The sequence below is a fragment of the Candidatus Nitrospira neuquenensis genome (genome assembly GCF_979578155.1).
This window is the reverse complement of record NZ_CEFZDU010000033.1, coordinates 130,854-151,984: the sequence shown is the minus strand read 5'-3', so window position 1 is coordinate 151,984 and position 21,131 is coordinate 130,854. Positions and strand designations below refer to the sequence as shown.

Annotated in this window: 21 protein-coding genes; 2 read left to right on the top strand and 19 right to left on the bottom strand. The window is 70.3% G+C overall.

From position 1 onward, the window contains the following. Positions 1-109: 109 nt before the first annotated feature. The gene (locus tag AC1U7O_RS11575; RefSeq protein WP_479894934.1) at positions 110-607 is read left to right on the top strand and encodes a hypothetical protein; all 498 of its coding nucleotides are present in this window, start codon (positions 110-112) and stop codon (positions 605-607) included. A 39-nt stretch (positions 608-646) separates the two neighbouring features. Here the strand turns inward: AC1U7O_RS11575 and glgA are convergent, their stop codons facing one another. The 17 genes from glgA to AC1U7O_RS11490 form a co-directional block, all read right to left on the bottom strand. Further along, positions 647-2,116, bottom strand: coding sequence for a glycogen synthase GlgA (gene glgA, locus AC1U7O_RS11570; protein WP_479894933.1), 1,470 nt, complete (start codon positions 2,114-2,116; stop codon positions 647-649). 49 nt (positions 2,117-2,165) lie between these two features. Continuing rightward, positions 2,166-2,636, bottom strand: a complete 471-nt coding sequence (locus tag AC1U7O_RS11565; RefSeq protein WP_479894932.1) for a hypothetical protein — start codon at positions 2,634-2,636, stop codon at positions 2,166-2,168. Between the two features lie 8 nt (positions 2,637-2,644). Next, positions 2,645-2,971, bottom strand: coding sequence for a gamma-butyrobetaine hydroxylase-like domain-containing protein (locus AC1U7O_RS11560; RefSeq protein ID WP_479894931.1), 327 nt, complete (start codon positions 2,969-2,971; stop codon positions 2,645-2,647). 86 nt (positions 2,972-3,057) lie between these two features. Continuing rightward, complete coding sequence (recO, locus tag AC1U7O_RS11555) at positions 3,058-3,852, bottom strand: DNA repair protein RecO (RefSeq protein WP_479894930.1); 795 nt, start codon at positions 3,850-3,852, stop codon at positions 3,058-3,060. Positions 3,853-3,865: 13 nt separating this feature from the next. Then, complete coding sequence (mgtE, locus tag AC1U7O_RS11550; protein WP_479894929.1) at positions 3,866-5,293, bottom strand: magnesium transporter; 1,428 nt, start codon at positions 5,291-5,293, stop codon at positions 3,866-3,868. Positions 5,294-5,301: 8 nt separating this feature from the next. After that, complete coding sequence (gene era, locus AC1U7O_RS11545) at positions 5,302-6,186, bottom strand: GTPase Era (protein ID WP_479894928.1); 885 nt, start codon at positions 6,184-6,186, stop codon at positions 5,302-5,304. 6 nt (positions 6,187-6,192) lie between these two features. Next, positions 6,193-6,528 carry an FtsB family cell division protein gene (locus AC1U7O_RS11540; RefSeq protein WP_479894927.1) on the bottom strand — a complete coding sequence of 112 codons (336 nt, stop codon included), beginning with the start codon at positions 6,526-6,528 and terminating at the stop codon, positions 6,193-6,195. Positions 6,529-6,540: 12 nt separating this feature from the next. Next, a complete protein-coding gene (eno, locus tag AC1U7O_RS11535) occupies positions 6,541-7,827 on the bottom strand; it encodes a phosphopyruvate hydratase (protein WP_479894926.1) in 1,287 nt (428 codons plus the stop codon). A gap of 32 nt (positions 7,828-7,859) precedes the next feature. Continuing rightward, positions 7,860-9,290 carry an Asp-tRNA(Asn)/Glu-tRNA(Gln) amidotransferase subunit GatB gene (gatB, locus tag AC1U7O_RS11530; protein ID WP_479895038.1) on the bottom strand — a complete coding sequence of 477 codons (1,431 nt, stop codon included), beginning with the start codon at positions 9,288-9,290 and terminating at the stop codon, positions 7,860-7,862. 2 nt (positions 9,291-9,292) lie between these two features. Continuing rightward, entirely contained in the window at positions 9,293-9,616 is a 324-nt protein-coding gene (locus tag AC1U7O_RS11525; RefSeq protein ID WP_479894925.1) for a YtxH domain-containing protein, read from the bottom strand. Then, positions 9,603-10,007, bottom strand: a complete 405-nt coding sequence (locus AC1U7O_RS11520; RefSeq protein WP_479894924.1) for a DUF948 domain-containing protein — start codon at positions 10,005-10,007, stop codon at positions 9,603-9,605. Before AC1U7O_RS11520 ends, AC1U7O_RS11525 begins: the two co-directional genes overlap by 14 nt. A gap of 83 nt (positions 10,008-10,090) precedes the next feature. Further along, on the bottom strand, positions 10,091-11,557 hold the full coding sequence (gene gatA / locus AC1U7O_RS11515; RefSeq protein WP_479894923.1) for an Asp-tRNA(Asn)/Glu-tRNA(Gln) amidotransferase subunit GatA: 1,467 nt from the start codon (positions 11,555-11,557) through the stop codon (positions 10,091-10,093). A 100-nt stretch (positions 11,558-11,657) separates the two neighbouring features. After that, positions 11,658-12,014 carry an aspartate 1-decarboxylase gene (panD, locus tag AC1U7O_RS11510; protein WP_479894922.1) on the bottom strand — a complete coding sequence of 119 codons (357 nt, stop codon included), beginning with the start codon at positions 12,012-12,014 and terminating at the stop codon, positions 11,658-11,660. Between the two features lie 70 nt (positions 12,015-12,084). After that, the gene (gatC, locus tag AC1U7O_RS11505; RefSeq protein WP_479894921.1) at positions 12,085-12,378 is read right to left on the bottom strand and encodes an Asp-tRNA(Asn)/Glu-tRNA(Gln) amidotransferase subunit GatC; all 294 of its coding nucleotides are present in this window, start codon (positions 12,376-12,378) and stop codon (positions 12,085-12,087) included. A 113-nt stretch (positions 12,379-12,491) separates the two neighbouring features. Continuing rightward, entirely contained in the window at positions 12,492-14,321 is a 1,830-nt protein-coding gene (gene glmS, locus AC1U7O_RS11500) for a glutamine--fructose-6-phosphate transaminase (isomerizing) (protein ID WP_479894920.1), read from the bottom strand. Positions 14,322-14,327: 6 nt separating this feature from the next. Continuing rightward, a complete protein-coding gene (glmU, locus tag AC1U7O_RS11495) occupies positions 14,328-15,941 on the bottom strand; it encodes a bifunctional UDP-N-acetylglucosamine diphosphorylase/glucosamine-1-phosphate N-acetyltransferase GlmU (protein ID WP_479895037.1) in 1,614 nt (537 codons plus the stop codon). Between the two features lie 83 nt (positions 15,942-16,024). Then, positions 16,025-16,675, bottom strand: a complete 651-nt coding sequence (locus AC1U7O_RS11490) for a DUF502 domain-containing protein (RefSeq protein WP_479894919.1) — start codon at positions 16,673-16,675, stop codon at positions 16,025-16,027. A 163-nt stretch (positions 16,676-16,838) separates the two neighbouring features. Here AC1U7O_RS11490 and AC1U7O_RS11485 point away from each other — a divergent pair, with 163 nt between their 5' ends. Continuing rightward, positions 16,839-17,489, top strand: a complete 651-nt coding sequence (locus AC1U7O_RS11485) for an AAA family ATPase (protein WP_479894918.1) — start codon at positions 16,839-16,841, stop codon at positions 17,487-17,489. On the opposite strand, the gene AC1U7O_RS11480 is transcribed toward AC1U7O_RS11485, so the two are convergent. Continuing rightward, on the bottom strand, positions 17,471-17,806 hold the full coding sequence (locus tag AC1U7O_RS11480; protein ID WP_479894917.1) for a P-II family nitrogen regulator: 336 nt from the start codon (positions 17,804-17,806) through the stop codon (positions 17,471-17,473). The genes AC1U7O_RS11485 and AC1U7O_RS11480 overlap by 19 nt on opposite strands. Beyond that, positions 17,803-21,123, bottom strand: a complete 3,321-nt coding sequence (locus tag AC1U7O_RS11475) for a DUF2309 domain-containing protein (protein ID WP_479894916.1) — start codon at positions 21,121-21,123, stop codon at positions 17,803-17,805. Before AC1U7O_RS11475 ends, AC1U7O_RS11480 begins: the two co-directional genes overlap by 4 nt. Positions 21,124-21,131 lie beyond the last annotated feature (8 nt).

Genomic DNA, 21,131 nt, shown 5'->3' with positions numbered 1-21,131 from the left:
TTGGTGTAGCAACCAGAAGGCCAAAGATTTCAATTGACTTTGAATGGCGCCTTATGGCACCAGTGTTGCTTGTCCTGTGGAGCGGGTTCTTGCGGTGGAGGGGTTTTCTATGATGAGACGAACGGTGATCCTCGGCTTGGCGGTGCTGTTGAGCGGTTGTCAGACCTCCCACCTCTTCGAGAAGGACGTGGTGGTGGACAATGCGACGTTCATGCAGCTCTGGGGCGTCTATAATCACTGCCGCACGGCCCAGGACCTCGACACGATGACCTCCGACGCCAACCGGCTGGAGCAGGCCGTCCAGAACACGCCTTCCGTGAAGGACCTGGCCCCTGTTCCCAGGCCGATCGAGCGCTTCGTCGCAGACCCGGTGAACCGCCTGTCCGTGGACCTCAAGGCCATGACCGCGTCCTGCCGGCTCTACGCCGGCCAGTCCGCGCTGGCGGCCGGCCGGAACGACATCGCCACGGACATGTTCCGCGCCGTCATCGCCGAGAACAGCGAGCCGACCTACGGCTACTACGTGGCCCAGGCCAAGGCCGGTATGCAGGAAGTGGAATTCCGCCTCCAGTTGGCCTCGGCCCGTCCCGCTCCCAAGAAGTCCTAGCCGCTGCCTCGCGTCATCCCCCGTGGATGATTCTCGACCTCAGCCGCCCTCGGCCAGGATCCGCCGGTAGAGCTCCACGTACGTGGCGGCCGACCGGCTCCAGGATACATCCGTCGCCATCGCTGCCCGCATGAGGCGGGCCCACTCTCCGGCATCCTTCTTCACCTTCAAGGCGAGCAGGATCGTCGAGAGCAGGTCCTCCGCCCTGGCCTCGCCGAAGAGAAAACCGGTCGCCCGCCCTTCCCGCACCGCGAGCGGCGAGTAGCCGACCACCGTGTCGGCCAGCCCGCCGGTCCGGCGCACGATCGGAATGGTCCCGTACCGCAGGCTGTAGAGCTGGCTCAGGCCGCAGGGCTCGTAGCGGGACGGCATCAGGAACAGGTCCGCCCCCGCCTGGATGCGATGGGCAAGCGGCTCGTCGAACCCGATGCGCACCGCCAGCTTGGCCGTATCCCGCCCCGCCAGGTCGCACAACAGCCGCTCGTACATCGGCTCACCCGTCCCCAGCACCACGACCTGCACGTCCAGCGCGAGCAGCTCGGGCAGGACCTCGGCGACCAAGTCCACGCCCTTCTGCGCCGTCAGCCGCGACACCATGGCCAGCAGGGGCACGTTGCGGACGGGCAGCGCGAGCTCCCGCTGCAGCGCCCGCTTGCAGGTCCGCTTGCCGGAGGGATCGGCGGCGGAATAGCCGCGAGGCAGGTGCGGGTCGGCCGCGGGATTCCAGTCGTCCGTATCGATCCCGTTCACGATGCCCACGAGCCGGCCGCTCCGCTCCCGCAGGACCCCGTCGAGGCCGAAGCCCAGCTCCGCGGTCTGGATCTCCCGCGCGTAGGTCGGACTGACCGTGTTGAGAAAGTCGGCGAAGAGCAGGCCGCCCTTCAGGAGGCTCACCCGGCCGTAGAACTCGAGCCCCTGCAGGCCGAAGAGGCGCTCGTCCAGCCCGGTCAGCGCATAGTCGGCCGCCGGAAAGATGCCCTGAAAGCCCAGGTTGTGGACGGTGAGCAGGCTCGCGGTTCGCGCATGGGCCGACCGTTCGGCGTAGAGGGTTTTCAGGTAAACGGGGCAGAGCGCCGTCTGCCAGTCATGGACGTGGAGGACGTCCGGCGTCCACCCCTCCTCCGCGCCGAGGGCCGCGATGAGCTCCATCACCGCGCGGGAGAAGAACGCAAACCGCGCCAGGTTGTCCGGGTAGTCGCCGCCGCCTTCCTGATAGAGCCCGGGCCGGTCGAAGAAGGGATCGTACCGGATCGCGTAGACGCGCGCGCGGGTGTCCCGGCGGGAAGGATAGGGCCCCCGTTCGACCAGGGCGGCCACGGCGCCGGCGGCGACGGGCACGGCGAGCGTCGTCCAGGGATCGAGCCGCGGCGCGGCGCCCCCGGCCCACCGGTACCGCGGCAGCGCCAGCCGGACATCGTGGCCCTGGCGCGCCAGCTCCAGGGTGAGGGCGCCGGCCACGTCGGCGAGCCCCCCGGTCTTCGCCAGGGGCGCGGCTTCCGACGCCGCCATGAGGATCTTCAGCGGGTGATCGCCCATGCCGCGACGGCGCGGAGCGGCCTTACCGGACCGCCCGCTCCAGGTCCGTCTTGAATCGGTCGTCCCGTTTCCACAGCTCGCCCACGGCGTGGACGGCCGCCGGCGTCATCCGCTCCCGGTAGACGAGCACGTCGTCGAGGAAGCCGAGCAGCTCGCCGCGCTCGGCGTAGGCCAGGTACCGGGCCTCCCCGACCGCGGTCATGCTGACCCAGCCGCGCGGCTGCTCGCCCAGCGGCACGCGGAAGCGGGGCACGTAGCTGCCGTCCTCGACGACGAAGAACTGGGTACGCTCGGCCCGCTCGTAGGTGGGACGGCCCCACACGTCCAGGAACGCCTGCACCCCCACCCGGTGCAGGATGACCTGCCCCTTCAGGATCTGCTGGCGCTGCTCCTCCAGCGACGGCATGGCGCAGGCCGCCAAGCCGACCACCAGGACGACCGACAGGCGGACACAGAGAGCGCGGCAAAGGACGCGTGGATGGCGGATGGGCATCTGAGGGGTCAGAGCAGGCGACGGCTCTTCGGCTCCGGGAGCTTCACCGGCTGACAGACGTCGCATCGGCAATGCCGGCGCAAGAAGGCGAAGGTATAGATGCCCGTGTCGTGCCCGTCGCTCCAGACGAATCGGAGCGCATACCGCCCCACGGGTTGGACGTCCTGGACCGCGATGAACATGGGGATGTCGTCCGGCTTGATCCGCAGCTCCCCGGTCCACTCGTCGGTGCAGGCAGCGCAGGGGCAATGTTGCCGCAGGTACCGGACCGGATAGACGCCCTTGTGTCCGTCGGACCACTCGATCCCCAGAACGCCCTTGTCCAGCCATTCCATGTCCCTGGGCTCCAGGGGCTGTTCGGCTCCGGATTCCATGCGAATTCACGACCTCTCACGCCGGGCCGGCACTCTATCAGAACGCCTTAGTCGCCACAAGGCGCCACGGCCAGGAAGTCCGCCGGCGGCAGGCGCCGGCCGGCGACGACCGTGACGTAGGCGTCCACGGCGGCCTCCAGCTCCTGACGCACCAGCCCGGCGGCCTTGAGGCGAGTCATCATGGCCGGCGACCATCGAAGCGCCTGCCGCAGGAAGGCCAGGCCGCCCGGCGAGAGGGGCAGGCAGCGGTCCGGTTGTCGGCCGGCGCAGGGACCGCAGACCAGCCCGCCAGACTGGGGGGCGAAGGCGCCGCGGCCCGGCGGCGCGGCGGCCGACGGCGGCGTGAGGGGGGCCGAGACCTCCCGGCCGCAGGCGGCGCACTGGTCGGTCTGCGGCCGGAAGCCGGTGAGGCCGAGGAGCTTGACTTGAAACAGCAGGGTGACGAGGCCCGGTTCCTGCGCATCGCTCAAGGCCCTGAGTCCCGCCAGCAACGTCTCGAAGATCCGCGGGCCCGGATCATGGTCGGCGGTGACGGCCGCGACCAGATTGGCCAGCCGCGCGGCCGCGGACATGCGCGCGAGGTCCTCCCGCAGCGGGCCGAAGGGCTCCCGGATGTCCGCCTGCGTGACGCGGTACAGCGAGTCGCCCGCCTTCTCGAACAGGTTCAGCTCGCTGTGCACGAAGGGTTCGAGCGCGCTGCCGAAACGACTCTTGATGCGCCGCGCGCCCCTCGCCACGCCCCGCACCTTGCCGAACCGCAGCGTGTAGAAGGTGACGATGCGGTCGGCCTCGCCCCACCTGCGGCTCTTGAGGGCGATCGCCGGGGTCTTCAGCAGGGCCATCGGAGCCGGCTCGTCATTTGAGGTAGTCAAGCAGCCAGGTCGCCAGCGCCAGGTAGATGGTGATACCCGTGATGTCGTTGGCCGTGGTCACGAAGGGGCCGGCGGCGACGGCCGGGTCCACGCCCCAGCGCTTCAGGAGGATCGGCAGGATGGTAGCCATGCTCGTCGAGACGATGAAGGCGATCATCATCGAGGCGCCCACCACCGTCCCCAGGACGCCGTGGCCGTGCCACAACCAGCCGACGAGCGACAGGAGCCCGCCGCAGGCCAGGCCCAGCAGGAGGCCGATCCGGACCTCGCGGAAGAAGACGGTCCACATGTCGGCCAGCTCCACCCCCCCCGTCGCCAGCCCGCGGATGATGACGGTGGAGGACTGCAGCCCCACGTTGCCGCCCATCGCCGCGATCACGGGGATGAAGGTCACGATCGCGACCATCTCCTGGATGGTCAGGCGGAAGTACCAGAGGATCGCGCCGGAGAGCAGCCCGCCGGCCAGGTTCGTGAAGAGCCAAGGGAACCGCAGCTTGGCCGCGTGAACGCTGGAGGACTTGAGCAGGACGTCCTCGGCCGCGCCGGCCATCTTCAGCATGTCCTCGGTCGCTTCCTCGCGGATGACGTCCACCACGTCGTCCACGGTCACGATCCCGACCAGCCGGTTGTCCTTCTCGACGACGGGGATGGCCAGCAGGTTATACCGGGCCACCTGGCGGGCGACCTCCTCCTGGTCCGTGTCCACCGTGACGTAGAGCACGTCGCGGGTCATGATGTTCTTGAGCGGGGTGGCGGGCGGGACGGTCAGGAGCTGGCGCAGCGAGAGGACGCCGACCAGGTGCTCGTCCTTGTCCGTCACGTAGATGTAGAAGACCATCTCCGCGTCCGTCGCCTGCTGGAGGCGGCGGATGGCGTCCTGGGCCGTGGTCTCCTCCGTGAGCGCGAAGAACTCCGTGGTCATGATCGCCCCGGCCGTGGCCTCGGGGTACTGGAGCAATCCCGCGACCTCGGTCGAGACGTCGGTCTTCATCAGGGCCAGGATCTCCTGCGCCCGCTCGTCCGGCAGCACGCCCAGGATGTCCGCCACGTCGTCCGGCCCCAGGTCCTTGAGCAGCCAGGCCACGTCCGCGGGCGGCAGGTCGGCCAGCAAGAGCTGGATGTTGTCCTCGTCCAGCTCGCTCAGCACCTGGCCGCGCTTGGCCTCCCCGCGCACCAGCTCGAAGACGGTGCGCTTCTCCTTGGGCGAGGCGAGGTGGGCGAGGATCTTGGCCACGTCGGCCGGATGGGTGCGGGCGAGCATCTTGGCCAGGTTGGTGATCGCCCCGCGGCGGAGCAGCCGCTGGACGGAGGCCAGCACGAGATCGAACTTGCCCTGGCCCTTCTCCGCCGGCTCGCGGTTCTGGGCCGCCGCCGGCTCCCGCTCCGCTTTCGTGCGCTCGATCGGCTGCATGGCCTCGCTCAATACCCCAGGTCCCTCAAGGCCTGCTCATCCTCCCGCCACGCGGGCCGGACCTTCACCCAGAGCTCAAGGAACACCTTGAGCCCGAACAGCCGCTCCATGTCGCGACGGGCCTCCGTGCCGACCGCCTTGAGCCGCTCCCCCTGCCGGCCGATGACGATGGCCTTCTGGGTCTCCCGCTCCACCCAGACCGTGGCGGCGATCTTCGCCAGCTTGGGCGTCTCGACGAACCGGTCGATGTCCACGGCCACGGCGTAGGGCACCTCTTCTCTGGTCGCCTGGAGGATCTTCTCGCGGATCAGCTCGGCCGCGAGCGTTCGCATGGACTGGTCGGTGAGGATCTCCTCGCCGTAGAGGGCCTCGCCCTCCGGCAGCAGCTTCACCGTCACCTCCAGCAGCCGGTCCACGTTGTCGCCGGCCTGCGCGGAGAGCGGCACGATCTCGGCCCATTCGTGCAGCCCGGCATACGCCTCGATCAGCGGCAGCACGCGCGATTTGCGCACCAGGTCCACCTTGTTGATCAGCAGCAACGTCGGCCGCCGGCCGGCCGGTCGCGCCTCCCGCACCTGCGCCACGATCTCGCGGTCCTCGCGGCCCGGCGGCGCGGTCGCCTCGACCATGAAATAGACGAGGTCCGCCTCGCGCATCGTCTCCAGGGCCGTCCGGACCATCCGCCTGTTGAGCTGGTGGCGCGGTTTGTGGAGGCCCGGCGTGTCCAGCAACGCCGCCTGCGCGTCCGGCCGGTGCACGACCCCCAGGATGCGGGTGCGCGTCGTCTGGGGCTTGTCCGAGACGATGGCGATTTTCTCCCCGAGCAGGGCGTTCAGCAGCGTGGACTTGCCGACGTTCGGCCGGCCCACGATGGCGACGGTGCCCGACCTCATGGGCGCTCACCGCGTCGGCTCATCCTCCACCTGAAACACCCGCTCGCCCTTGCGGACGAAGCCCAGCCGCTCGCGCGCCAGCTCCTCCAGTCGCGCCGGGTCGTGCTCGATCCGGTGGATATCGTTGCGCAGGTCCGCGTTCGTGCGCTCCAGCTCACGGATCTCGGCCTGCAGTTGCTCCGCTTGCTGCCGCATGGCGACGTACTTCCGGAGCCCCATGTCGTCGAACACGAAGGACGCGGCCAGCGCGCCGCCGAAGACGACCGCCGCCGCCAGCGTGACCCGCCGCGCCCGCTGGCGCCAGCGCTGCAGCGTCTTCTTGCTGCGGTTCCGCCTCGCCATCGCGTTCCCGATTCAGGCTCCGGCCCGCACCGCCGCCCGCCCCGGATACACCGCGCCCGCCCCCAACTCCTCCTCGATGCGCAGGAGCTGGTTGTACTTGGCCACGCGGTCGGTCCGCGACAGGGACCCGGTCTTGATCAGCCCCGTGTTCAACGCCACCGCCACGTCCGCGATCGTCGTGTCCTCCGTCTCGCCCGACCGGTGCGACACGACCGCGGTGTAGCCCGCCCGCTTGGCCAGCTCGATCGCCTCCAGGGTCTCGGTCAGCGTCCCGATCTGGTTCAGCTTGATCAGAATCGAGTTGCCGATCCCGTCCTGGATGCCCTTGGAGAAGATCTCCACGTTGGTCACGAAGATGTCGTCGCCGACGAGCTGGACCCGGCGGCCCAGCCGCTCGGTCAGCATCCGCCAGCCCTTCCAGTCCAGCTCGCTCAGGCCGTCCTCGATCGAGAGGATGGGATGCCGGTCCAGGAGCCGCGCGTAGTACGCGATCATCTCCTCGGCGGAGCGCTCCGGTTGCTTTTCCGCCTCCAGCCGGTACCGTCCCTTTTCGTAGAATTCGCTCGCCGCCGCGTCGAGGGCCAGCGCGATGTCCCGCCCCGGGCGATAGCCGGCCGCCTCGATGGCCTGCTCGATGAGGCTCAGCGCCTCCTCGTTGGACTCCAGGTCCGGCGCGAAGCCGCCCTCGTCGCCGACCGCCGTGCTCAGGCCGCGCGTCTTGAGCAGCGCCTTGAGCGCGTGGAAGACCTCCGTGGCCATGCGCAGGGCGTCGCCGAACCGCTCGGCGCCGACCGGCATGATCATGAACTCCTGCAGGTCCAGGCGGTTGTCCGCGTGGGCGCCGCCGTTGATGATGTTCATCATCGGCACCGGCAAGGTCCGGCCGTTCGCCCCGCCCAGATAGCGGTAGAGCGGCTGGCCCGTCTCCGCTGCCGCCGCGCGGGCCACGGCCAGCGACACGCCGAGGATCGCGTTGGCGCCGAGCCGGCTCTTGGCCTTGGTGCCGTCCAACGCGATCATCGCCCGGTCCACGCCCGCCTGGTCCAGCGCCTCCATCCCGAGCAGGCGCGGCGCGATCGCCTTGCTCACGTTGGCGACGGCCTTCGAGACGCCCTTGCCCATCCAACGCCGCTTGTCGCCGTCCCGGAGCTCGATCGCCTCCTTCTCCCCGGTGGAGGCGCCCGACGGCACCGCCGCCCGCCCGCGGGCCCCGCTCTCCAACAGGACCTCCACCTCGACCGTCGGATTCCCCCGCGAGTCCAGAATCTGCCGTCCCTTGACCTCCCGAATCGCGCTCATGCCTCACTCCGATCCATTGCGATCCATGGCGTTCACCCGCCCGCCAGCTTCCGTTTCAGCAGCTCGTTCACCTTCCCGGGGTTCGCCTTGCCGCCGGAGGCCTTCATCACCTGCCCGACGAAGAAGCCGAACACCGCCTCCTTGCCGCTCCGGTATTGGGCCACCTGGTCGGGGTTCTTTTCGATGGCCTCCTGCACCAGTTTTTCCAGCGCCCCCTCGTCGGAGACCTGCGCGAGCCCCCGCTCCGTGACGATCGCCTCCGGCTCCCTGCCGCTCGCGTAGACCTCCGGAAAGATCTCGCGGGCCACCTTCAGGCTGATCGCCCCCCGCTCCACGAGCGCCAGCAGGCTCACCAGCCGCTCCGGGCTCACGGGCGAGCGCTCTACCGGCGTCCCGCCCTGGTTCAGCTCCCGCAGCAGCTCCCCCATCACCCAGTTGCTGACGGTCTTGGGGCGGGGGAACAGCGTGACGCAGGCCTCGAAGTAGTCCGCCAGCGGCTTGGACGCCGTCAGGACGCCGGCGTCGTACTCCGGCAGGCCGTAGTCGGCGACGAAGCGCCGCTGGCGCGCCGCCGGCAGCTCGGGGACGGTCTTCCGCAGCTCCTCGATCCAGTCCTCCGCGAGCGTCACCGGCACCAGATCCGGGTCGGGGAAGTAGCGATAGTCGTGCGCCTCCTCCTTGCTGCGCATGACGACGGTCTCGCCCCGGTCGGCGTCCCACAGGCGCGTCTCTTGGGCGATCCGCCCGCCCTCGTTCAGCACCTTCGTCTGTCGCTTGATCTCGTACTCGATCGCCTCCTTCACGAACCGGAACGAGTTGATGTTCTTGAGCTCGACCTTCGTCCCCAGGGTCGTCGAGCCGGCCGGCCGCAGCGAGAGGTTCGGCTCGCAGCGGAGGCTCCCCTGCTCCATGTTGCCGTCGCAGACCTCCAGGTACATGAGGATGTCGCGGAGCAGCTTCAGGTAGGCCACGACCTCGTCGGCGGAGCGCAGGTCCGGCTCGGTGACGATCTCCAAGAGCGGCGTGCCGGCCCGATTCAGGTCCACCCGGCTCCCCCCGCCGCCCTCGTGCAGGTTCTTGCCCGCGTCCTCCTCCAGGTGCGCCCGCCGGATCCGGACGGTCCGCGCGCCCTCGGCCGCGGGCACCTCCACCCGCCCCCCCTCGCAGATCGGCGCCTCGTACTGGGAGATCTGGTAGCCCTTCGGCAGGTCCGGGTAGAAGTAGTTCTTGCGGGCGAAACGGTTGCGCGGCCGGATCGCGCAGTTCAAGGCCAGGCCGGTGCGGACCGCCATCTCCACGGCCTTCCGGTTGACCACCGGGAGCGCGCCGGGCAGGCCCAGGCAGACGGGACAGGTCTGCGTGTTGGGCGGCTCCCCGAACCGCGTCCCGCAGCCGCAGAACATCTTGGAGTCGGTCTGGAGCTGGGCATGGACCTCCAGTCCGATCACGACCTCGTAGGCCACGGTCAGCTCGGCCAATCCCCGGACAGGCGCTCCCGTTCCCGGCGCATCGCCTCCCGCCCGGCCTCGATGGCCTCGGTCAGCACGGACTTTTTCTCCTGGACGAACTCGCGGCCCTTCTCGACGACGCGGTCGATGGCCTCGCCCGCCTGGCCGGCGGCCTCGCGCAGTTTCTCCTCGGTCCGCCTGGCGTAGCGCCCGAGCTGTTCGCGCGACTCGCGGCCCGTCTGCGGCGCGGTCAGCAGCGCCACGACGGCGCCCGCCGCCGCTCCGGCCAGAAAGGACAGAATCACCGCGCCCGCGGAAAACCCCCGTTCATTCCCCACCATTGTCGTGCCTCCCTTCCCTGTGAAAGCGCTCCCGCAACACGGACGAAGCGGCCCGCACGCCGGCCAGCATGCTGGCCACGTTCACCAGGATGTTCCCGCTCGACCCGCGCACGAGCCCGTGAACCTGCTGCACCGTCTCGCCGACCTCGCCCACCGCGCGAAGCAGCACCGAGGCATGCTCGACGCCCTCCCGCGTCTGGTCCGCCAGGTCGTTGACGTTCTCGGTCATGGTCCGGAGCTCCGTCAGCAGTCCCGGCAGGTCGTTGTTGAGCTTGGCCAGCAGCTTGGCCGACTCCGCGGCGGAGTTGCGGAGCTCCATCAGCGTCGGCACCAGCAACGCGACCAGCACGACGAACGCGATCGCGGCCAACAGCGCGGCTATCTCGATCATCGCCCCTCCTCCATTCTCCGTGTGCCCGGTCCGCCCGCCGTGCCTGCGTGGCGGGCGGGGACGTCCCGTCGGCGAACCTTCGGCTACCGCAGCGGGGACCGCTTCGCCCGCCAGGCCGTCTCCTGCTCGTAGGCGTGGCCCGCCCGCAGCAGCACGCTCTCCTCGAAGGGCCGGCCGATCATCTGCAGGCCGATCGGCAGGCCCGCCTTGCTGAAGCCGCAGGGGAGAGCCAGCGCCGGGTTGCCCGCCAAGTTGACGGAGATCGTGTAGATGTCCGACAGGTACATCTGCAGGGGGTCGGCGACTTTCTCCCCCAGCTTGAAGGCGGGCGTCGGCATCACCGGCGTCGCGATCAGGTCCACCTCCCGGAACGCCGCCTCGAAGTCCCGCCGGATCAGGGTGCGGACGGCCTGGGCCTTCCCGTAGTAGGCGTCGTAGTAGCCGGCGCTCAGCGCGTACGTGCCCAGCATGATGCGGCGCTTCACCTCCGGGCCGAACCCCTCCTGCCGGGTCTTCATGTACATCTCCGCCAGGTCCCTCGCCTGCTTCGACCGCAGGCCGTACTTGACCCCGTCGTAGCGAGCGAGGTTCGAGCTGGCCTCGGCCGTCGCGATCAGGTAGTAGGTCGCCACCGCCGCGTCGGTGCGCGGCAGGGAGACGTCCTTGATCTCCGCCCCCAGCCCCTTGAGCGCTTCGATCGCCGCCCGGACCGCCTTCTCCACCTCCGGGTCCAGCCCCTCCGTGAAGTACTCCTGCGGCACGCCCACCTTGAGCTTCTTGAGGTCCTTCCGCTTGAAGGACTTGGTGTAGTCCGGCGCGGGGACGTCGGCGGAGGTCGAATCCAGGGGATCGTGTCCGGCGACGGCGTTCAGGAGCAGGGCCGCGTCCGCGACCGTCTTGGTGATCGGGCCGATCTGGTCCAGGGACGAGGCGAAGGCCACGAGGCCGTACCGCGACACCAGCCCGTAGGTGGGCTTGAGCCCGACCACCCCGCAGCAGGCCGCGGGCTGCCGGATGGACCCGCCCGTGTCGGACCCCAGCGCGGCCGCGCATTCGTCCGCCGCCACTGCCGCCGCGGACCCGCCGCTGGACCCGCCGGGAACGTGGGCGAGGTTCCAGGGGTTCCGCGTCGGACCGAAGACCGAGTTCTCGGTGGACGAGCCCATCGCGAACTCGTCCAGGTTCGTCTTGCCCAGCAGGAGAGCCCCGCGCTCCCGCAGGCGCGCGACCACCGTCGCATCGTAGGGCGGCACGAAGCCCGCGAGCATGGCCGAGGCGCAGGTCGTCCGCACGCCCCGCGTGCAGATGTTGTCCTTGACGGCGAGCGGCATGCCCATGAGGGGGACCGTCTTCCGCCAGCCCTTCAGCCGGTCGTCCAGCGCCTCGGCCTCGGCCATGGCCGCCTCCAGACCCAGGGTGACGTAGGCCTTGACCTTCGGCTCGACCTGCTTGATGCGCAACTGATAAGCCGCGACGATGTCCCGGGCGCAGACCTCGCCCTTCGTGAACTTGTCCTGCAGCTCGGACAGCGTCAGCTTGTGAAGAGCCATGCCTTCAGCCCCGTGACGCGCGAAGCGCGGCGCAGAACGGGCGCAGCCCTTGCCCCATGGCGGCCGAGTCTTCGATCCCCTTACGCCTCACGCCTCCCCCCTACGTCTTGCTGGTGATCCGGTTCCTGTCGTCCACCTGGATGATCTTCGGCTTGTGGCGCTTGGCCTCCTCCTCGGAGTAGTACTCGTAGCAGAAGATGATGATCTTGTCCCCGACGACGGCCTTGCGGGCGGTCGGGCCGTTCAGCACGATCTCCCCGCCGCCGCGCTTCCCCGCCATCGCGTAGGTGGTGAAGCGCTCCCCGTTGTTCAGGTTCGAGATCATCACCAGCTCGTAGGGCAGGATGCCGGCCGCGTCGAGGAGGTCCTCGTCCACGGTCAGGCTACCCTCGTACTCCAGGCAGGCGTCGGTCACGGTCGCCCGGTGAATCTTGGCTCGCAACATTTGGCGAAACATGGCTGCCTCGTCGGGCGTGAGGCGCGCGGCGGGGGGGGTGACGGCCTCTCGCCCCCTCACGCCCCGCACGTCACGGTTGGTGGATGATCCTCGGCACGATGAAGAACCCCTCCGCCGCCTCCGGGGCGTTGGCCAACGCCCCCTCCTGCGGCAGGCTCGGCCGGACCCGGTCCTCGCGGAAGACCCCGGCCGAGTCCACCACGGTCGCCGTCGGCTCCACCCCCTCCGTGTCGATCGCCTTGAGCTGCTCGACGTAGGTGAGGATGTCGCTGAGCTGGCGGCTGAACGCCTCCCGCTCCGCCTCGGAGATCTCCAGCCGCGCCAGCTTCGCCACGTGCTCGACTTGTTCCTTGCTGATCCGCATCGATCCGCTCCTCCGCGTTCCGGTCCGTCATTCCGGCGAAAGCCGGAATCCCGCTCGACCCCGGATTGAAGCTCTCCGGGGTGACGGAGGAAAGCCGACGGCTTGCTCGCGCCTCACTCGACCGTCACGCTCTTCGCCAGGTTCCGCGGCTGGTCCACGTCGGTCCCGCGCAGGACCGCGACGTGGTAGGCGAGCAGTTGCAGCGCCACCGCGAACAGGATCGGGCTCAGCAGCGGCGGCACGTCGGGGATCGTGAAGACCGCGTCCGCCACTTTCCCCAGCTCCCGTTCCCCCTCGCTGACGAGGGCGATGACCGGCGCCTTGCGCGCCTTGACCTCCATCAGGTTGCTCACGGTCTTCTCGTAGAGCTTGTCGCGCGGCGCGATGACCACCACGGGCATGTCCTCGTCGATGAGCGCGATCGGCCCGTGCTTCATCTCGCCGGCCGCGTAGCCCTCCGCGTGGATGTAAGAGATTTCCTTGAGCTTGAGCGCCCCCTCCAGCGCGATGGGGTAGTTGATCCCCCGCCCCAGGTACAGGAAGTTCCGCTTCGTGTAGTAGCGGTCCGCGATGGCGGCCATCTCGGCGTCCTGCGCGAGGACCCGCTCGACCAGGCTCGGCAGCGCCACGTAGCGTTCGAGCCAGACGCGCCCGTCGTTCGCGTTGAGCGTCCCGCGCAGCCGCGCCAGGTACAGGCCGAGCAGGTACAGGGCCGTCAACTGGGCCGTGAAGGCCTTGGTGGACGCCACCCCGATCTCCGGGCCGCAGTAGGTGTAGAGCACGCCGTCCGACTCCCGCGCCAGCGTGCTCCCGACCACGTTGACGATGGACAGGACCCGCGCGCCCTTCGCCTTGGCCTCGCGCGCCGCCGCGAGCGTGTCGGCGGTCTCGCCGGACTGCGAGATCGTCAGGAACAGGTCGTCCTTGCGGACGAGCGGGTCGCGGTAGCGGAACTCCGAGCCGATGTCCACGTTGACCGGGATGCGGAGCAGCTCCTCGAACAGGTACTTGCCCACGAGCGCCGCGTGCCAGGAGGTGCCGCAGGCCACGATCCAGATCGAGCGCGCCGCCTCGAACTGGGCCGGTTCCAGGCCGATGCCCGCGAGGTCCGCGTCGCCCGTCTCGAAGCGGTACCGCCCCCGCATCGTGTCCCGGATCGCCTGGGGCTGCTCGTGGATCTCCTTGAGCATGAAGTGGCGGAAGCCGCCCTTCTCCGCCGCCTGGGCGTCCCAGGTGATCCGAGCCGTCGGACGGGCCGCCGGCCGTCCCTCGCGGTCGAGGATGCGCGTGCCCTCGCGCGTCACGACCGCCAGGTCGCCGTCCTCCAGGTAAACCACGTCCCGCGTGTGCGCCAGCATGGCGGTCACGTCGGAGGCGACCCAGGCCGAGTCGCCTTCGCGGCCCAGCACGAGCGGACAGCCGGACCGGGCGGCGACCAGGGTCCCGGGCTCGCTCTCGGCGAGCACGACGATCGCGTAGCTCCCGCGGAGCAGCCGCGTCGCCGCCAGCACGGCGTCGGCGAGGCCGCCGCCCGCGCGCAGCGCGCGGTGCACGAGGTGCGCGACCACCTCCGTGTCGGTCTCCGACTGGAAGCGGTAGCCCTGGGCTTCCAGCTCCTGCTTGAGCGGCAGGTAGTTCTCGATGATCCCGTTGTGGACGAGGACGCAGCCGCCGGAGCGGTGCGGGTGGGCGTTCTCCTCCGACGGCTTCCCGTGGGTCGCCCAGCGCGTGTGTCCGATGCCGATCGTCGCGTCGAGCCCCTCCCCCTGAACGAGCCGCTCCAGGTTCACGAGCTTGCCCGGACTCCGCCGCACCTCCACGCGCCCGTCGTGCAGGACCGCGATGCCGGCCGAGTCGTAGCCGCGGTACTCCAGCCGCCGCAGCCCCTCCAGCAGAAGCGGCACGGCGGGCCGGCCGCCGATGTACCCGACGATCCCGCACATGGTCCGTTAACCCCTCCCCCGCTTGCGCGCCGGGCCGACCTTCGCCGACGACCGCTTTGCCTTCGCGACCGGAGCCCCACCCTTGGCGGCCTGGACGGCTCGCCGCCGCCCCGACGCCGAATTCGTCTCCTGCTTCGCGCTCGGCGCGGCGCGATCCGGGGTGGCCAGCAGCGCCCGGTGCCGGGCGGCCCACCCCTCCCGGTTGACCTGCGGCGTCCGCGCGATCGCCAGGGCGTCGGCCGGCACGTCCGCCGTGATCGTCGCGCCGGCGGCCACCACCGCGTTCCGGCCGACCGTCAGCGGTGCGACGAGCTGCGTGTCGCTGCCGACGAAGACCCCGTCCTCGATCACGGTCACGTGCTTGCGCACCCCGTCGTAGTTGCAGGTGATGGTCCCCGCGCCGATGTTCACGTCCCGACCGATCCGCGCGTCGCCCAGGTAGCTGAGATGGTTCGCTTTCGAGCCCTCGCCCAGGTCCACCTGCTTCAACTCGACGAAGTTGCCGACCTTGGCCCTGCGTCGCAGCACCGTCCCCGGCCGCAGATGGGCGAAGGGGCCGACCGTCGTCCGATCCTCCAGCACCGCCTCCCGAATCACGCAGCCGTCCAGCACGGCCACGCCGTTCCCCAGCCGGCTGTCCGCGATCCGCACGTGAGACCTTAGCTCGCAGTCCTCGCCCACGACCGTGCCGCCCTCGAGCGTCACGCCGGGATGGATGACCGTGTCCGGCCCGATCGCCACATCCGCGCCGATCCAGGTCGTGGCCGGGTCGAGGATCGTCACGCCGGCGTCCATCCACCGCGCGCAGACCTGCTCACGGAGGACGCGCTCGGCCCGCGCGAGCTGTCGGCGCGTGTTGATCCCCAGCCCTTCCTCCGGCTCCCGCGTCGCCAGGGCCTCGACGCGCAGCCCGCGCGCGACCGCCTGCGCGACGACGTCGGTCAGGTAGTACTCGCCCTGGGCGTTCGCCGCCTCCAGCCGGTCCAGGGCTTCGAAGAGAAAAGCGCCCTCCACGACATAGGTCCCGACGTTCACCTCGCGGATCCGCGCCTCCGCCTCGGAAGCATCCCGGTCCTCGACGATCCGTAGCACCCGGCCGGCCCCGTCCCGCACGATCCGCCCGTAGCCCGAGGGATCGTCCAGCACCGCCGTCAAGACCGTCACCGCCGCCCCGCTCCGCTCGTGGCGCGCGAGCAGCTCGCGGACCGTAGTCTCGGCCAGCAGCGGCGTGTCGCCGTTCAGGATCAGGTAGCGGGGCGCGCCCGCGCCCCTCGCCCGCAGGATCGTCTCGCGGGCCTGTCGGACCGCGTGGCCCGTGCCGAGCGGCGCCTCCTGGCGCGCGATCAGGATCGGCGGGCCGCCCGCCGGGGGCCGGACGCAGGCCGTCACCCCCTGTTCGCGGACCGGGGCGCCGCGCATCCCGCCGGAGCCGGCCGCCGCATACCGCGCTTCGACGACCGCCGTCACCTCGTCGCCCTGCCGGCCGACGACGACCGTCACGCCCTCCCCCGCGAGCCCCATCGCGAGGTCGAGGGGGTAGAGGAGCATCGGCCGTCCCGCGACCCGGTGGAGGACCTTGACCAGCTTGGATTTCATCCTCACGCCGACGCCCGCGGCCATCACGACGGCGGCCAGGCCCCTGACGGCTCCCTCGGACGGCGCGGCCGCGGCGGACGACGCATGGCTGTCGGCGAGGCCGGATTTCATGCGATCGGCACCTCGACGTCCCGGCGGACCTGACGCGACGACGGCCCGGCGGGCGGCGCGTAGAGGCCGCCGGAGACGATCAGCTTCATCGCCTCCTCGACGCTCATGTCCACCGGCACGATTTCCTTCTCCGGGACGAGCAGGAAATAGCCGGATGTCGGGTTGGGCGACGTGGGCACGTACACGTTCACCAGCGGGTCGAGCGACACCTCCTGCACGCGGCCCTGGGTCGTCCCCGTCACGAACGCGAAGCAATAGTGGCCGTTCTTCGGGAACTGGATGAGGACGACCCGGTTGTACTTCTCCCGGTCCTTGAACGAGAGGATGTCCATCATGGACTTGAGCGTCGCGTAGATGCTCCGCACGACCGGCACCCGGTGCAGCCAGTCCTCCCAGAGCCGGACGATCTGGCCGCCGATGATGTTCGTGGCGAGCAGCCCGGTCGAGAGGATCAGCAGGAGGAGCGCGAGAATGCCCAGCCCTGGTACGTAGGAATTCGGGGTCAAAAACCGGGCGAGCACGTTCCCCAGGATCCCGTCCACCGCGACGAAGAGGGTCTTGAGGATGAGCACCGTCCCCCAGATCGGGGTGATGACCAACAACCCCGTCAGAAAGTAGCGTTTGAGAAGGGCGATCAGGGTTTTCACCGGTGGCGCGCCTCGATCGCTCATCATACAAGCTTTGCCGGGGTGTCGCAAGCCTATTCATTGCGAATTTCAAAGACTTGGACTAGGATGGCGCGGGGGCGATCGGCCCCGCGGAGGGGGCACATCCGGTGGGGAAACGGGGCCGCCGAAGGGGGGGCACGCGGTGACCAGACAGCCGGCGCAGGAAGGCTCACGGCCCGCCGGGGGCATCGGCCTGTGCGGGGCGCACCGTGTCGGCAAGACGACGCTGGCGGAGGCCTTCGCCGCGGCGGCCGGCATCCCCTGCGTCCGGACCGCCACCAGCGCGGTCTTCGCGCGGCACGGGCTCGATCCGTCCAAACCGATGTCTTTCGCCGCCCGCCTCGCGATCCAGCGCGAGATCCTCGCGGCGGCCGAGGACGCCTGGCGCGCGGCGGAGGGCCGGTTCATCACGGACCGCACTCCCGTGGACATGATGGCCTACACGCTCGCCGACATCAGGGGGGATACGGAGGTGGGGTTTCAGGACTTGGCGGCCTACCTGGAACGCTGCTTCCGGGTCACGAACGAGGTTTTTTCCACCCTGGTCGTCGTCCAGCCCGGCATTCCGCTGGTCCGCGAGGGCGGGAAAGCGGCCTTGAACGAGGCCTACATCGAACACGTGAACGCCGTGGTCCTCGGCCTCTGCCATGACGACCGGTTGCGGTGCCGCACCTTCCTGCTGAATCGCGAGGCAATCGCCCTCCAGACACGACTCTCCTTCCTCCACAAGCTGCGCCTCTTCGAGTCGGACCGGCAGCCACCGCCGGGCGGGCGTCAGGATTCCGAACCATAGAACCGGGCGCGGCGGCTCACCGCCACATCCGAGACGAACATCACGCCGGAGTGCCGGTCGAAGAGGGGGCCCAGGCCGGAGAGGATCGGTTCGACCTTCTCCTCGGGCACGACCGTCATCACCATCTGCAGGCTGCTCGTCTCGTTGAACATGAGGTGGCCTTCGTGGAAGCCGTGACTCCCCTTGCCGGAGATGTTGCTCACGATCGTGTAGCCGGTGGCCTTGACCTTGTCGAGCAGCTCCGTCACGAACCCCAGGTGCTCGCCCTGGACGATGATCTTGATCTCCTTCATGGGGTAGAGGCTGAGGCCGCTCATCGCTGTCGCTCCTTCTGCAGGGCCCATTCCCCCGCCTCCGTCCGGTCCGGGGCCCGCCCGACCGATTCCGCCTCGCGGAGGGGAATCCACTGCTGTTTGGGGTGGTACCGATAGAAGCGTCCCTCGTCCGGCTCCAGGGCCGCCAGGTGGACCCAACGCCCGTCGAAGAAGTGCTGGAGAATCTCGTTGCGCCCGATGATCCGGCCGATCCGCTCCCGCGGCGCTTCGATCACCGCGAGCAGGCGCAGGGGCTCGTGAAACGGTCGGTCCCCGTCGAGGACGGTCTGCCGCGCCAGCCCGATGCGCAGGTCGCTCTGCGTGCCGAACATGACCCCGATCCGGCCCACGACGTTGTGATAGACCTTGCTGCCGCTGCCGTACACGTCGTTGTCCACCGTGGAGAAGTAATGCTCCATGTTAATCCATTCCGTCACCACCAGGGGAGCCGTCATGATGGTTTCGAGCGCCCTGCCCGTCTCGTCCTGCCGGGGGTCGTAGGAATGGAGAAAGACACGGCCCCCGAGGTCGAGGCCCCGGGTCAGCTCCCGACGTCCGATGACGAAGGCCGCGTTGCCGGCCAGCCCCCACTCCGGGCGCACCTGGGACCAGTCGGCGCTCCGCCGCTGCACGTGCCGGGCCGCCTCGCGCGGCGAGAGTGGGCGTCGGACATCCGGGAACTGCCTGACCCGCTCCCGGGCCGTGCGGAGGCCGGCCTCCTTCAGGTCCCCCATCAGCCGGAGCAGGTCCTTGCGGTGGGTGGGCGGCACGTCCTCCAGGTCCAGCAGCTCGACCTCGTCGGTGGTCGTGTCGTGCCGGCCGGCGAGGAAGTGGGTGTCCGGCGGGATCTCGATGCCGTTGGCGGCCAGCCGGGCCCGGACGGCGGCGCGGTTCGCCATGGCCGCGAACACCCGCGCGTTCGGCTGGCCCTCGTTGCCCCCGCAGGCCCCGCAGTCCAGCGCGGACTCGAAGGGGTTGTTGTCCGACGTGCTCCCGTGTCCGCAGACGAGGACGAGGCGTGCCAGGTTCCGGGTCAGGCCCATCATCCGCAACGCGTTCTCCACGTAGAAGGCCTGCTCGGCCAGGGTGAAGCCCGTCCTGGTGATCCGATCCAGACGGGAGGCCGCCCAGCGCGCGTCGATCCGGTGCCGGCCGCGCAGGTCCGCCACCCAGTCCGTGAGCGCGGAGGCGGGCAGCCCCGCCTCCGCCAGCCGACGTGCAAGCCCGGCCGGCGCCGGCCCCTCCTCCAGCGCCGCCCGGCGGACCTGCTCGATCAGGTCCGCCGTCAGAAGGACCTCTGCGACCCCCTGCTCCTCGCGCAGGACCCGGCGGACCACGGCCCGCTGCTCCGCCGCCAACATCTCCCCGGCCTCGTCCTTGGACAGCTTGTCCACGGTCAGGGTCGTGGCGATGGGCGGGGCGATCCGCCGCCGCGCCCACCGGCCGAGCCGGCGCAGCCAGAGGGGCAGGAGGGTCTTGCCGACGAAGGGCAGCAGGAAGAACCAGCCGATGGCCTCCACCATGACGTAGGGCGTAATGACGTTGAGCTTCAGGTCGTGGAGCAGCTCCCGGCCGGCCTGGATCAACTGCGCCCCCGCGCGATGCCGGCCGGCCTCCTCCCCATGGTAGGAGCGGGGCACCTCGCGGACGAGGTGCTTGGGCTTCAGCAGCACGGGGCACTGGTCCGTCTCCTGCTCGCCGGCGAAACCCCGGTAGCAGAGCGGCACGGCGAAGAACCCGGCGAACCCGAAGGTCTCGCAGTCGCCGACCACCTCCAGATGGCGCCGCAGCCGTTCGGAGCGGACGTCGATGCAAAAGACCGCCTGCACCCCCGGCCGCACGGAGCCGGACCGCGCCGGCTGCGCCCCGTCGGACCCCGGCTCCGCCCGTCGAGCGGCGCCGCCCAGGTCCGCGAGCAGCCGTTCCCGATAGCCCGCCTCGAAGGCCTCCTGCCAGACGGCGCCGTGCGCGGACTCGGGAACGGCGTCGAGCCACTCCAGCAGGGTCCGAAGGCTCGCCGCGTCGCCGTCCGCGAGGACGGCGGGGTCCACGCCCAGGGCCTTGGCCAGGGCGACCAGCCGCAGGGCGTCGCCGCGGAGGGCGCGGGCGACCCGCCGAGGCTCGCTCTCCTCGCAATACCGGCGGGCGAGCCGCTCCCATTCCTCGCGACCGGGCGTGCGCCACCGGAACCGCAGCCGGGCTACCCGGCGGGCCCAGCGCGGCGGCAGACGGCCGGCCGCCCGCTCGCGCAGCAGCGCATAGGCATGGGGCTCCCGCTCCATGTACCGGCCGATCGCCGGGTAGTCGCCCGCGATCCCCAACTCCCTCGCGCAGACGGCGGCCACGAGCTCGCGCTCGTAGAAGAGACGGATCGCCAGGTACTTCACCGGGTCCGCCGGATAGGCCTGCTGCCAGGGATGCTGGCTCTGGCCGGCGCGCCACTTGATGAACCCCACCCAGCCGGGCAGGGCCCCCAGGTGCAGGGAGAGGTAGTCCACCCACAGCGGCTTGGGAATGCCCATCTGCTCCAGGCCGGACAGGACGGCGTCCTCGGGGCGGGCTGGCAGCTCCGCGACCTTGCGCCGCCCATCGGCGATGCCGAGCAGGGCCAGGCTGGCGTCCCGCGCGGCCAGGTGCTTCCAGGCCCCATACAGCGTCTTGTCCCGATCGGGCATGGCCCAGGCGGCCTGGCCCTCGTCCAGGAAGGCCGAGCACCACTTGACCATCTCCTCGTCGATCGCCGCCGTCACCCCGCTCCCCAGCGTCCGGTCGCACCAGGCGGCGAGCGTGACGCCGGTCGCGAGCGCCGCGCGGTCCTCCCGGCCGAGTTCCTCCAGCCACTCCTCCGTGCGACGGGGCCTGGGCCCGGGCTGCAGCCGCTCGCAGAGCCGCTCCAGCAGCGGCCGGTCCGGCGCAGACTCGAACGCGCGGTCCAGCGCCTCGCCCGCGGGCGCGCCGATCCCATGGACCAGGTGCGCCTTGAGCACCGCCGCCTGCGTGACCCGCCCCCCGCCGATCTCCACCCACCCGTCCCGGACCAGCGGCGCCAGGGCCTCATCGAGGTGCTCGGGACGGATCCGCCCCCGCCGCAGCTCGGCGCGGAACCAGGCCGGCGGCAGCCGCCCCCGCCCGCCCACCAACCGTTCGCCCCGCCGGACGGCCTCGTCGAACCCCAGGTACTCCAGCTCGTGCAGGGGGTTGTGGTGAATGAAGGTGCGCATCGGCCAGTAGGGCGCGACGACCTCGCCGGCCAGCTTGACCAGCGAGCGCAACTCCATCCGCATCGTGTCAGGATAGGTCGTCCGGCGGATCGGCTCCATGGTCGTTC